This window comes from Arenimonas sp. (genome assembly GCF_019459675.1).
Taxonomy (GTDB): Bacteria; Pseudomonadota; Gammaproteobacteria; order Xanthomonadales; family Xanthomonadaceae; genus Arenimonas.
Genome location: NZ_JAIBFH010000173.1, coordinates 1 through 12,122, shown reverse-complemented (window position 1 = coordinate 12,122; position 12,122 = coordinate 1). Strand labels below are relative to the sequence as shown.

Genomic DNA, 12,122 nt, shown 5'->3' with positions numbered 1-12,122 from the left:
ACCCCGGGGGGGGGGTGGGGGGTGGTCGCCCCCCCCCCTACCCCCACCCCGGCCCCCACACCCTAAACCCCCGCGGCGGCATGCTGGCGGGGGCCCCACAGCCAGCGCGCGCTGAACACCGGGTACTGGCGATAGCGCGCCCAGGACCAGTCGCCGCCTACCAGGACTTCAGCGGGCAGTACCTGCCCCAGCGGGTAAGGGCTCACTGCTTCTCGCCGCGCAGTGTCTGGCCGCCCTGCAGCAAGGTGACGGCGCTCACTTCGCCAGCCTCGTCGCGCTCGAAGCGGAACTCGGCGCCCACCTGGTCGACCGCGAAAACATCCGCCGCCACCACCGTCGTCGGCAGGGCCGGCTGCCCGGTGCCCTGGATGTGCAGCGCACTGTCCTTGACGAACACCTTCAGCACGAAGCCCGGCATCAACGGATAGTCGCCGGCATACCGCGCCAGCTGGTCGGGCGCGGGCATCGGCAGGGCCGGCTTGGTGCCGCCGCCGGTGCGAACGGCCGCCGCCGCGCCGCCCATCTGCAGCCAGGTGAAGCCGTGGCTACCGTCAGCCTTGCGCTGCGGCTTGAGCAGGGCGTCGAAATCGAGGGGATAGAAGTCGCCCGCGTCGTCATAACCCATCCTGAAGCGCGGCTGGCCCGTGGCCTGGATAGCCAGGGCATCGCCATCGCGTGACAGCGCCATGGCCATGCCGCCCTGCAGCGTGTACTCGCCCACGAGGGCGTCGATCAACTCACCAGGCGCGGGCACCGCCTTGCGTGGCTTGCCCAGCGGCTGCGAGGCATCGGCCAGGTGCAGGCCCAGGCTGCCCAGTCCGCCCAGCGAGTGCAGCGCCGTATCGGACAGCACCACCACGCCACGCCCACGCTCGCGGTCGAACGCCACCAGGGACGAGAATCCACCCGTGCCGCCCTCGTGGGCGTGCCAAGTGTGGCCGTTGATGTCGTCGAGCATCCAGTTCATCGCCATCGGCGGCTGGCCATCGGGAACCACCGGCTGCTGGCTTAGCGCGAGCGCGGAAACAATGGGCAGCGGCGGCTGGCCCAACTGCGCCTGCACGTAGCGCACCATGTCGTCGAGCGTGGCACGCACGCCGCCCACGCCGGCCAGGTCGGTCTTGAAGTTCCAGGGCGGGGTCGGCTTGCCGTTGGGCAGGTGGCCGACCGCGGCGCGTATGCCCTCCGGCCGCGTGTTGACATAGGCGCCCCGCATGCCCAGCGGCGTGAAAAGGCGCTCGCCAAGCAGGCTTTCGAAATCGGTGCCGGCCCGGCGCGCCACGGCCTCGCTGAGCAGCATCGAGGCGAAGTTGGAATATGCGAACGCCGTGCCGGGCGCGGCGTCGAGCGTGCTGCGCTCCAGCGCCGCGAACAGCATCGCGGCGTCCACGGCCGCGTAGGGATCATTCGGATCGACGATGGGCACGCCTGGCGGCAGCGCCGGCAGGCCGCTGGTGTGGCTGACGACGTGCCTGATCAGGATGGGCTGGCCCTGGAACTCAGGCACCCGCGTGCCTTCCGGCAGCCAGGCCGACAGCGGGTCGTCCAGCGAAGCCTTGCCTTGACCGATCAGGTCGGCCAGCAGCGCGGCGGTCATGGTCTTGCTCACCGAACCGATCTCGAACGCGGTGTTCGCATCGATGCGGCCGGTCTGGGCGGCGTTGGCGCAGACATAGGCGCGCGACACGCCGCCGTCGATCACGGCCACCGCGAAGCAGGCGCCGGTGCGGTCGCCCTGCAGTCGCTGCTCGACGATGGCCTGCAGCTGCGCATCGGTGCTTGCCTGCGCGGGCGAGGCCAGGACGGCGGCGGTGGCTATCACGAGGGCGTTGAGCGTCGGGTTCATGGCGGAGCTCCGGTTTGGGGTGCAGCCAGACTGCCCCGGCGTGAATCTGGCTGCCGGACTTTGCGACGAAACGGGCCCTGGCGGCGACGGAGTACGTTCCCGCCCCAACCAGCGCGTCCCGCGAGCCGGCAAGGGTGGCCGCGGGTCAATCCTCCAGCAGTTGCCGCAGGGCCTGGGCATACCGACGGGCGACAGGCTCGCGGTCGTGATGGCGGCCGTCGGCCACCACCCGCCGACCGGCCACATGGGCTTCCTTGACCAGACCCCGGTTGCCGGCGAACACGAAACGGTCGAGCAGGTCGCCGCGCGCAGCGGCCGCGAGCGCCGGCGCGCGGTCGTCGAGCACGATGAAATCACCCGCCGCCCGCTCGCCCTGCCCGCAGGCACGCAGGCCGCCGCGCAGTGCCTGGGCGTAGAGGAACTCGCCCGTGCTGGGCTGGGACGCGCTGACGGCGATGTTGCGGTGCCGGGTCAGCAGCCTCTGGCCGTATTCGAGCCAGCGCAGCTCCTCCACCGGCGACACGGACACATGCGAATCCGAACCGATGCCCCACTGTCCACCGGCAGCCAGGTAATCGCGCAGCGGGAACAGCCCGTCGCCCAGGTTGGCTTCGGTGGTCGGGCAGATGGCTACCGTGGCGCCGCTGCGGACGATGCCCTGCACTTCCGCCGCTTCCAGGTGGGTGGCGTGCACCAGGGTCCAGCGCGCGTCCACGTCGGCATTGGCCAGCAGCCACTCCACCGGCCGGGCGCCGCGCAGCGCAAGGCAGTCCTGCACTTCGCCGATCTGTTCGGCAATGTGGATGTGGATCGGCAGCGGTTCACCGCCCACCGCTGCCAGCACTTCGCGCATCGCCGCCAGGGGCACCGCACGCAGGCTGTGCAGGGCGATGCCGACGGCCAGGGTGTCGTCCTGCTGCGCGCGCAGCGCCTGCAGCAGCGACAGGTAGGCGTCCAGGGAATGACCGAAGCGGCGCTGCCGTTCCGACAGGGCGCGACCGTCGAAGCCGCCGCTCATGTACAGCACCGGCAGCAGGGTCAGGCGGATGCCGGCGTCGCGCGCCGCGGCCACCAGCGCCAGCGACATGTGCGCCGGGTCGTCATAAGGGCGGCCGTCGGGCCGGTGGTGCAGGTACTGGAATTCGCAGACGCTGGTGTAGCCGGCCTCCAGCATCTCCACGTAAAGCTGGGTGGCCACCGCGTGCATCGAATCGGGCGTGATGCGGCCGGCGAAGCGGTACATCAATTCCCGCCAGGTCCAGAAGCTGTCTTCGGGATGGCTCTGGCGTTCGGCCAGTCCGGCCATCGCGCGCTGGAACGCGTGCGAATGCAGGTTGGGCATTCCGGCCAGGCGCCAGCGCACGTGCGCGTCGGAGCCCGGGGAAACGGCCTCGTCGTGGCCCTGGGCCCAGCCGGTGGACAGGAAGGCATGGTCGGCGCGCTGGTTCGGCATGGGCCGGAGTTTGGCATGTCGTCGCGCGGGCCGCATACACTAGGGCCATGGCTGCCCTCACCGGAATCGTCGTGCTCGATCTTTCGCGCGTCCTCGCCGGACCGTGGTGCGCGATGATGCTGGCCGACCTGGGCGCGGACGTGGTCAAGATCGAGTCGTTCACCGGCGACGACACCCGCGGGCTCGGCCCCCCCTTCCTGCACGGCATGTCGGCTTACTTCGCCTGCTGCAACCGCAACAAGCGCTCGCTGGCGATAGACCTGAAGTCGCCCGCGGCGCGACCGCTGCTCGAAGCCCTGGTACGCAAGGCCGACGTGCTGGTGGAAAACTTCCGCACGGGCGCCGCCGAAGCGCTGGGCGTGGGCTACGAAGCGATGGCGGCCATCAATCCGCGGCTGGTGTATTGCTCGATATCGGGCTACGGCCGCGACGGCCCGCAGGCCACCCGCCCGGGCTATGACTTCGTGGTGCAGGCCGAGGCCGGGATGATGGCGATCACCGGTCCCGCCGACGGCGACCCGGCGAAAGTGGGCGTGGCCGTGGCCGACCTGGCCACCGGCCAAAACGCGGCCACCGCCGTGCTGGCGGCGCTGCTGCAGCGCGAACGCACGGGCCTGGGCCAGCACATCGACATCTCCCTGTTCGACTCCCAGCTGGCCTGGCTGGCCAATATCGGCAGCAGCGCCCTGTTCACCGGCGAACCCACCCAGCGGCGCGGCAATACCCACGCCAGCATCGTGCCCTATGAAGCGTTCCGCGCCAGCGACCAAGCCTTCGTACTGGCCGTGGCCAGCGAAAAACTCTGGGCGAAGGCCTGCATCGCGCTCGATCGCCGCGACCTGGCCGACGACCCGCGCTACGCCAGCAACGCTGCGCGCGTCGAGCATCGCCAGGCGCTGGGCGAAGAGCTCGCCGCGCTGTTCGCCACGGCGCCGGCCGCGCACTGGCTGGCGCTGTTCGCCGCTGCGGGCGTGCCCGCCGGGCCGATCAACTCCGTCACCCAAGCCCTTGCACATCCGGTGGCTGAGGCCCGCGGCATGCGCATCGAGATCGATCACATCCCGATGATCGGCAGCCCCTTGAACCTGTCCGCCTCGCCCCGGCGGCTCGAGCGCGCGCCGCCGACCCTGGGCCAGCACAGCGACGAGATAGCGCACGAATGCTGCCTGGACGCCGACGCCCTGCGCGCCGCCGGAGCGGTGCTATTAGCGGCCGCCGGGCGCCGCCCTGGGACCGTCTGCTGCTGGATGCGCGTCTGGCGACGCGGCGCGACGACCTGGGCGCCTATGGCGCCATCGACGACGGCGCGCTGGCCTGGAAGGACGGCCTGGTCACCTATGCCGGACCTCGCAGCGAACTTTCCGGCGCACCGGCGGACCTGGCCGCGCGCGTGGATTCCGCCCAGGGCCGCTGGATCACTCCGGGCCTGGTGGACTGCCACACCCACCTGGTGTTCGCCGGCGACCGCGCACAGGAGTTCGAGCGTCGCCTGCAGGGCGCCAGCTACGAACAGATCGCCCGCGAAGGCGGCGGCATCCTTTCCACCGTCAACGCCACACGCGCCGCCAGCGAAGCCGCGCTGCTGGCGGCGTCGCTGCCGCGCGCGCGGGCGCTGCGCGCCGACGGCGTCACCACGGTGGAAATCAAGTCCGGCTACGGCCTGGACCTGGAGGGCGAGCGCCGCATGCTGCGCGTGGCCCGTGAGCTGGGCCAGACGCTGGGAATGACCGTGCGCACCACCTACCTGGCCGCACACGCGCTGCCGCCCGAGTACGCCGGGCGCCCCGACGACTACATCGGCGCCGCCTGCGGCTGGCTCACCGCACTGCACGGCGAAGGCCTGGTGGACGCCGTGGACGCCTTCTGCGAAGGCATCGGCTTCAGCCCCGCACAGACACGGCGCATGTTCGAAACCGCCCGCGCGCTCGGACTGCCGGTGAAGCTGCACGCCGACCAGCTCAGCGACCTGGGCGGTGCCGCGCTCGCGGCGGAATTCGGCGGCCTGTCGGCCGACCATGTCGAATACGCCAGCGAAGACTCCGTGCGTGCGATGGCGCGCACAGGAACCGTGGCCGTGCTGCTGCCCGGTGCCTTCCACGTGCTTCGCGAAACGCGGCTGCCGCCGCTGGACCTGTTCCGCCGGCACGCGGTGCCGATGGCCGTCGCCACCGACCTCAATCCCGGCACGTCGCCGCTGCAGTCGCTGCGCCTGGCCATGGTGCTGGCCTGCACGCACTTCCGCCTGACGCCCGAAGAAGCGCTGCGCGGCGCCACCGTACACGCGGCGCAGGCGCTGGGCCTGCACGACCGCGGCCGGCTTGCGCCGGGTCAGCGCGCGGACTTCGTGCAGTGGAACATCGGCCATCCCGCCGAACTTTGCTACTGGCTGGCGGGAGACCTGGCCCACAGCGTGGTGATCGCGGGCCGTCGCGTCTGCGACTGACGCGCGGCGGCGCCCGGCCCCCAAAACGCCGAAGCCCCGCCGGGGCGGGGCTTCGCAGCGGCAGCGCCAGGGCGCTGCAGGATTACTTGGCGGCGGCGGCTTTCTTGGCCGGAGCCTTCTTGGCGGCCGGCTTGGCGGCGGCCACCGGGGCCTTCACCGTGGCGGCGGCGACGCCGGTCGGCTTCTTGCTGGTCTGCGCGCGCGCATTGCCGTGGCTGCCGGTGAAACGCTTGCCCTTGGCGGTTTTCTTGTCGCCCCTACCCATGGTGATTCCTTGACTGTGATGTGCGGTTAAGCGCGTAGCGTATCACCGAGGGCCTTCCCAACCAAACGGGCCGGGCCGGCCGGTCAGTGCGAGTGGCCCCAGGAAAGCCGCAGGTTGACCAGGTGCGCCAGCGCGATCAGCACGCCGCCGACGGTCATCGCCACCGCATGGGGCACCACCGACGCATGCAGCGGCGGATAAAGCAGCGAGCCCCAGATCAGCAGCAGGCCGGGCGCCACCAGCAGCCAGGCATGGTAGGCCCGGTGCCCGCGGTAGCCCAGGTAAAGGCTGGTGACGGCCAAAACCGTGGCGAAAATGCTGAAGGCGACCTCGAGGCCGTGCCAGGCCACCAGGCCCAGACCCAGCGTGGGCAACAGCGCCAGCGCGATCGGAATCATCGCGCAGTGCAGGGCGCAGATGAACGCGCCCCCCGCGCCGAGGCGGTCGGCCCAGACGGGCAGTTTCACAGTGCGGCGTTTGACGATGGCGACCATGACATCCGGGGGGTTGCGCGATTGATGAAACAATATAACATTCCAGCCCATCCTAGGCAACCGGACCCCGCCAATGAAGCAACCTCGACGTTTCGCCCCGCTGATGGCCGCCATCGCGCTCGCCTTGCCCGCCCTGGCGCTGGCCCAGGCGGCGCCGGACGAAGAAGAACACGAGCACACCACGGCCAAGACCCTGGATACGATCGAGGTCACCGCGTCGCCGCTGCGCAACGCCATCGACAACCTCGCGCGACCGGTGTCCGTCCTGGCCGGCCAAGAGCTCGACGCCCGGCGCGCCGGCACCCTGGGCGAAACGCTGGAACGCCAGAGCGGCGTGCAGTCGTCCTACTTCGGCGCCGGCGTCGGCCGGCCGATCATCCGCGGCCAGGACGGCGCGCGCGTGCAGGTGCTGAGCAGCGGCACCAGCTCGCTGGACGTGTCCACCGTCAGCGCCGACCACGCGGTCACCATCGAACCCTTCCTGGCCGACCAGATCGAAGTACTCAAGGGCCCGGCGACGCTGCTTTACGGCAGCGGCGCGATCGGCGGCGCGGTGAACGTGGTGGACGGTCGCATCCCGATGGCGCCGGCAGGCCGCGCCGCCTCGGGCCGCGCCGAGCTTCGCCACGGCAGCGCCGCGGACGAGAACACCGGCATGGTCCGCTTCGACGGCGATGCCGGCGCACTGACCCTGCACGTGGATGCCTTCCGCCGCGAAAGCGGCGACTACCGGATCCCGGGCTTTGCCTTCTCGCCGGCGCTGATCGCCGAAGAGCTGGCGGAGGGCGAGGAAGTGGACGAATTCGCGCGCGGGCGGCTGCCCAACAGCGCCCTGACCACGCAGGGCGGCGGCATCGGCGCCAGCTGGTTCGGTGAAGACGCCTGGTTCGGCGCATCCGCCGGCACATACCGCACGAACTACGGCATCCCGCCGGGTGCCCATGCGCATGAAGGGGAAGAGGAAGGCCACGAGGAAGGCGAGCACGAGGAAGAAGAGGTCGAGATCGTGCGGCTGGACATGCGCCAGGACCGCTTCGAGTTCCGCGGCGGCCTGCGCAACCTCGGACCGCTGCAGGAGATCAACTACCGCGTTACGCGCAGCCTGTACGAACACACCGAGTTCGAAGGCGACGAAGTGGGCACCGTTTTCGAGAACATCGGCACCGAGGCTCGCGTCGAAGCGGTGCAGAACGAGATCAACGGCTGGCGCGGCGCGGTGGGCCTGCAGTACGGCCACCGCGATTTCTCGGCCATCGGCGACGAGGCGTTCGTGCCGCCGTCCATCAGCCGCGACATCGGCCTGTTCGTGCTGCAGGAGCGCGATTTCGGCGACTTCAAGCTTGAACTCGGCGCACGCCACGACCGCGTCAGCGTCGATCCCGAGAACGGTGCAACCGTGGACCGCAACGCCACCAGCCTGGCGCTGGGTGGCCTGTGGCACTTCAGCGAGCTGATGCACCTGAGCGTGAACCTTGACCGCGCCGAGCGCGCGCCCACGGCCGAGGAGCTGTTCTCGGACGGCCCGCACGTCGCCACTCAGAGCTTCGAGATCGGCGACGCGGGGCTGGACGTGGAAACGTCCACCAGCGCGGAAATCGGCCTGCACCTGCATCAGGGCCGGTTCGAGGGCAAGGCGTCGGTTTACCGGTCGAACTATGGCGACTACGTGTACCTGGAAGACACCGGCGGCGAAGAAGACGGCCTGCCAGTGCGCGCCTGGGTCCAGGGCGACGCCACGTTTACGGGCTGGGAGCTGGAAGGCAGCGTGGAGCTGTTCGAAAACCGCAGCGGCGCGTGGCAGCTGAGCGTGTTCGCCGACGCCGTGGACGCCAAGCTTGACGGCGGCGGGCGCCTGCCGCGCATCGCCCCGGGCCGGGTGGGCGCCGACCTGAACTGGTCACTCGACGGCTGGCGCGCCCGCGTGGGCGCCGTGCGCGTGGCCGACCAGGACGACGTGGCCACGCTGGAAACGCCGACGCAGGGATACACGCGCGTGGACGCCGGCCTGGCCTACCACTGGGACGTGGGCAGCGCCGGCTGGGAGGCGTTCTTCGAAGGCCGCAACCTGACCGACAAGGACGCCCGCGTGCACACGTCCTACCTCAAGGACTTCGCCCCGCTGCCGGGCCGCAACCTCGCGGTGGGCGTGCGGGTCGCCTTCTGAGGCACCGTGCCGGCGGGGACTATTCGAAGTCCTCGCCGTCGCTTTCCTTGACTGAGTCGGGCCGTTCGTCGGAGTCTTCGGCGACGACTTCGGGGCCATGCGGCTTGGCCGCTTCGCTGACCGCCTGCTGTTCGCTGGTTTCGGTGCCCAGGTGGAACGCCGCGTAGCCGGGCAACACCGCCTGGTTCTGCGCCATGCCGATCACCCGACCGGCCACGGGCGCCAGGATATAGCGCTGGACGTTGGTCACCGGATTGATCACCCGCCCGAGTTTCTGCCCCGCCAGCACGCGCTGGCCCAGCGCCACCTGGCTGATCAGCAGGCCGCCGGAATTGGCGCGGACCCAGCGCGAATCCAGGAAGATCGGCGCCGGCTCGGGCGCTTCCAGCGCAACAGCCGCCACGTCGGTGGGCGGCGCCAGGCCGGCGTCCGGGTCTTCCAGCATTTCCAGCTTCACCAGCAGGCGATCGATCGCGGCCACCGCCTCGGCGATCTCCGCCGGCTCCAGCCGCGTGGGCGCACCGGCCTCGAACGTCACCGCCGGAATGCCCACGGCCGTGGCGGCCACCCGCAGCATGCCCCTGTTGCCGGGACTGTGCAGCACCACCGTCGCGCCGAAGCCCCGGGTGAATTCGAGCACGTCGGGATTGGTAAGGTCGGCGCGCACCTGCGGCAGGTTGGACCGGGCGAACGAACCGGTATGGAAATCCACCAGCATGTCGCAGTGCTTGACGATGTCCTGGAAGAAGCCGTCGGCGATGCGCGACGCGATGCTGCCCTGGCGCGTGCCCGGGAAGGATCGGTTGAGGTCGCGGCGGTCGGGAAGGTAGCGGCTGCCGCGCGAGTAACCGAAGACGTTGACGATGGGCACGCCAATCACGGTGCCCGACAGGCGCGTGGGGTCGATGGCATGCGAAATGCGGCGCACGATCTCCACCCCGTTGATCTCGTCGCCATGGACGCCGGCAGTGAGGCACAGCACCGGGCCCGCCATCGCGCCGCGCGCCACGACCACCGGGCTGGCGATCTCGGCATTGCTGATGCCGCCGCGCGGCCGCCATTCCAGCTGCAGGCGCGTGCCGGGCACCACCAGTCTGTCCAGGATGGCCAGCGGCGTCACCAGGTCGGGCAGCTCCACTTCGGGCAACAGCAGGCCCACCGGCGGTGGCCTGCTGGGGTCGGCGGTGATGCCGGGGATGTCGACCGGGAAGTCCTGCGCAGCCGCGCCGAACGCCGCAGCCAGCAGGGCAAGGGCCAGCGCGGGCCGCGTCATGCCGCCGAGCACGTCGCGCACAGACCGTGCACCTCGAGGGTTTGTGCCCGCGGGTGGAACCCCAGCGCCTTGGCCTGGGCATCGAGCAGGCGCGTGATGCGCTCGTCCTCGAGTTCGATCGCCGAGTGGCAGCCGTCGCAGATCAGGAACGGCACCGAGTGCGGTTCCTGCGGATGGTGGCAGCCGACGAACGCGTTCACCGACGCCAGCCGGTGGATGAAGCCCTGTTCAAGCAGGAACTCCAGCGCCCGGTACACGGTGGGTGGCGCACTGCTGCCGTTGGCGAGCTTCATGGAGTCGAGCAGGTCGTAGGCTTTCACCGGCTTGCCTGCGTCCGCGATCAAGCCCAGCACCTGGGCGCGCAGCGGCGTAAGCCGGATGCCGCGCTCGGTGCAGGCGGCTTCCACCGCCCGCAGATACCCGCGGGCGTCGTGGACATGATGCTCGGGATTGGTGCAGTCGTCGTGGTGGGCGTGCTTGGCCATGTGGCTAGGGTGGGCCTTGGCCGGATCTAAATCAATTCAGAGCCGGCGGCGGCGCAGCCTGTGTTCAGTCGGCGATCCGTGTGAGCGCCGCGTCAATGCGCTCCAACGCCTCATGGCGACCCGCCAGGAACACGGTGTAGTCGATGGACGGACTGACCTGCGTGCCGGTGATGGCCACGCGCAGCGGCTGGGCGATCTTGCCCAGGCCCAGGCCCAGCGCTTCGCCGGTGGCCTGCAGAGCGCCGTGCACGGATTCAACGGTCCATTCGTCCAGCGCTGCCAGCTGCGCACGCACGGCCTCCAGCGGCGCGCGCGCGGCGGCCACCAGATGCTTGGCCACCGCGGCCGGGTCGTACTGGGTCAGCGGCTCGTACCAGACGGCGGCGCGTTCGGCCATTTCCTTGAGCGTCTGCACCCGGTCGCGCAGCGCCACCACCACGTCCGCCGCCTTGGGTCCCTTCGCCAGGTCGAAACCCGCGGCGCGCAGCTGCGGCTCGAAGTGCACGGCCACGTCGGCCGGGTCATCGGTCTTGAGGTAGTGCTGGTTGAGCCAGCCCAGCTTGGCCGGGTCCAGGCGCGAGGCCTTCTGGTTCACGTCCTCGATGGCGAACAGCGCCTTGAGCTCGTCGCGGCTGAAGATTTCCTGGTCGCCGTGCGACCAGCCCAGGCGCGCCAGGTAGTTCACCAGGGCATGCGGCAGGTAGCCTTCGTCCTTGTACGACATGACGTTGGCGGCGCCCGAGCGCTTGCTGAGCTTGGCGCCCTCGGGGTCGAGGATCATCGGCATGTGCGCGAAGTGCGGCACCGTCGCGCCCAGGGCCCGGTAGATGTTGATCTGGCGGGGCGTGTTGTTGACGTGGTCGTCGCCGCGGATGACGTCGGTGATGCCCATGTCCATGTCGTCCACCACCACCGCGAAGTTGTAGGTGGCGTAGCCGTCGGGGCGGAAGATCACCAGGTCGTCGAGTTCTTCGTTGCTCCACTCGATGCGGCCCTTGATCTTGTCGTCGAACACCACGCTGCCACCCACCGGGTTCTTGAAGCGGATGACGCGGTTGGGGTCGTCGCGGTAGGGCTCGTTGCGGTCGCGGTAGTAGCCGTTGTAGCGCGGCTTGAGCTGGGCGGCCATGGCGGCCTCCCGCGCGGCGTCGAGCTCCTCGCGGGTCTCGTAGGCGTAATAGGCGGTGCCGTCGGCGACCATTTTCTCGGCCACTTCGCGGTACCGGTCCAGCCGATGGGTCTGGAAGATGGGGCCCTCGTCATACTCCAGGCCCAGCCAGTCCATGGCTTCCAGGATGGCGTCGATGGCCGCCTGGGTGCTGCGCTCGCGGTCGGTGTCCTCCACCCGCAGGATGAACTGGCCGCCCCGGCGGCGCGCTTCCAGATAGCAATAAAGCGCCGTGCGGGCGCCGCCGATGTGCAGGAAGCCGGTGGGGCTGGGGGCAAAACGGGTGCGGCAGGTCATCGGGCGAGGCTCTGGAAGACGGCAGGACGCGCATTTTACGGGAATTCGCCGCCCGGCTCGCGCCAACGGGCGGGTATCATGGGGTCTGTCCCGTCCCTACCCCCGGAGCCCGGATGTCGGTCCGCCTGACGCTGTTGTTCGCCCTGCTGCTTGCGCCAACCTGGGCTGCCGGCGCCGTGGGCCCCGGGGGGGCGCCCGCCCAGGGGCCCCCCGCCCCCCCCCCCCCCCCCCCGC

At 70.4% G+C, this 12,122-nt stretch carries 10 protein-coding genes and 1 pseudogene; 3 read left to right on the top strand and 8 right to left on the bottom strand.

Translation table 11 applies throughout. The annotated features are described in order from the left end of the window. Window positions 1-62: 62 nt before the first annotated feature. The 3 genes from K0M70_RS06100 to K0M70_RS06090 form a co-directional block, all read right to left on the bottom strand. Window positions 63-206 (bottom strand): hypothetical protein, encoded by a 144-nt coding sequence (locus tag K0M70_RS06100; protein WP_290780655.1) that lies wholly within the window; start codon window positions 204-206, stop codon window positions 63-65. Beyond that, window positions 203-1,846, bottom strand: a complete 1,644-nt coding sequence (locus K0M70_RS06095) for a serine hydrolase (protein ID WP_290780652.1) — start codon at window positions 1,844-1,846, stop codon at window positions 203-205. The genes K0M70_RS06100 and K0M70_RS06095 overlap by 4 nt, the downstream gene beginning before the upstream one ends. 145 nt (window positions 1,847-1,991) lie before the next feature. Beyond that, entirely contained in the window at window positions 1,992-3,299 is a 1,308-nt protein-coding gene (locus tag K0M70_RS06090; protein WP_290780649.1) for a formimidoylglutamate deiminase, read from the bottom strand. A gap of 47 nt (window positions 3,300-3,346) precedes the next feature. Between K0M70_RS06090 and K0M70_RS06085 the strand changes: the two are divergent. After that, window positions 3,347-4,429 (top strand): annotated as a pseudogene (locus K0M70_RS06085) (CoA transferase); the annotation flags it as partial. 29 nt (window positions 4,430-4,458) lie between these two features. Continuing rightward, complete coding sequence (gene hutI / locus K0M70_RS06080) at window positions 4,459-5,742, top strand: imidazolonepropionase (RefSeq protein ID WP_290780646.1); 1,284 nt, start codon at window positions 4,459-4,461, stop codon at window positions 5,740-5,742. A gap of 82 nt (window positions 5,743-5,824) precedes the next feature. Here hutI and K0M70_RS06075 read toward each other — a convergent pair whose 3' ends face one another. Beyond that, window positions 5,825-6,007: a 30S ribosomal protein THX gene (locus tag K0M70_RS06075; protein WP_290780643.1), complete on the bottom strand. Its 183-nt coding sequence runs from the start codon at window positions 6,005-6,007 to the stop codon at window positions 5,825-5,827. A gap of 83 nt (window positions 6,008-6,090) precedes the next feature. Continuing rightward, the gene (locus K0M70_RS06070; RefSeq protein WP_290780640.1) at window positions 6,091-6,501 is read right to left on the bottom strand and encodes a MerC domain-containing protein; all 411 of its coding nucleotides are present in this window, start codon (window positions 6,499-6,501) and stop codon (window positions 6,091-6,093) included. 73 nt (window positions 6,502-6,574) lie between these two features. On the opposite strand from K0M70_RS06070, the gene K0M70_RS06065 reads away from it, so the two are divergent. After that, window positions 6,575-8,665 (top strand): TonB-dependent receptor, encoded by a 2,091-nt coding sequence (locus K0M70_RS06065; RefSeq protein ID WP_290780637.1) that lies wholly within the window; start codon window positions 6,575-6,577, stop codon window positions 8,663-8,665. 19 nt (window positions 8,666-8,684) lie between these two features. Here K0M70_RS06065 and K0M70_RS06060 read toward each other — a convergent pair whose 3' ends face one another. The 3 genes from K0M70_RS06060 to gltX all read right to left on the bottom strand — a co-directional run bounded on the left by K0M70_RS06060 (window position 8,685) and on the right by gltX (window position 11,888). Further along, the gene (locus K0M70_RS06060) at window positions 8,685-9,959 is read right to left on the bottom strand and encodes a succinylglutamate desuccinylase/aspartoacylase family protein (RefSeq protein WP_290780634.1); all 1,275 of its coding nucleotides are present in this window, start codon (window positions 9,957-9,959) and stop codon (window positions 8,685-8,687) included. Further along, window positions 9,935-10,423: a transcriptional repressor gene (locus K0M70_RS06055; protein WP_290780631.1), complete on the bottom strand. Its 489-nt coding sequence runs from the start codon at window positions 10,421-10,423 to the stop codon at window positions 9,935-9,937. Before K0M70_RS06055 ends, K0M70_RS06060 begins: the two co-directional genes overlap by 25 nt. Window positions 10,424-10,487: 64 nt before the next feature. Then, complete coding sequence (gltX, locus tag K0M70_RS06050; protein WP_290780628.1) at window positions 10,488-11,888, bottom strand: glutamate--tRNA ligase; 1,401 nt, start codon at window positions 11,886-11,888, stop codon at window positions 10,488-10,490. Window positions 11,889-12,122: the final 234 nt, after the last annotated feature.

Coding starts and splice junctions, on each gene's coding strand:
- hutI (WP_290780646.1), top strand. CDS start 4,459: ATGCTGCCTGGACGCCGACGCCCTGCGCGCCGCCGGAGCGGTGCTATT.
- K0M70_RS06055 (WP_290780631.1), bottom strand. CDS start 10,423: ATGGCCAAGCACGCCCACCACGACGACTGCACCAATCCCGAGCATCAT.
- K0M70_RS06065 (WP_290780637.1), top strand. CDS start 6,575: ATGAAGCAACCTCGACGTTTCGCCCCGCTGATGGCCGCCATCGCGCTC.
- gltX (WP_290780628.1), bottom strand. CDS start 11,888: ATGACCTGCCGCACCCGTTTTGCCCCCAGCCCCACCGGCTTCCTGCAC.
- K0M70_RS06095 (WP_290780652.1), bottom strand. CDS start 1,846: ATGAACCCGACGCTCAACGCCCTCGTGATAGCCACCGCCGCCGTCCTG.
- K0M70_RS06075 (WP_290780643.1), bottom strand. CDS start 6,007: ATGGGTAGGGGCGACAAGAAAACCGCCAAGGGCAAGCGTTTCACCGGC.
- K0M70_RS06070 (WP_290780640.1), bottom strand. CDS start 6,501: ATGGTCGCCATCGTCAAACGCCGCACTGTGAAACTGCCCGTCTGGGCC.
- K0M70_RS06090 (WP_290780649.1), bottom strand. CDS start 3,299: ATGCCGAACCAGCGCGCCGACCATGCCTTCCTGTCCACCGGCTGGGCC.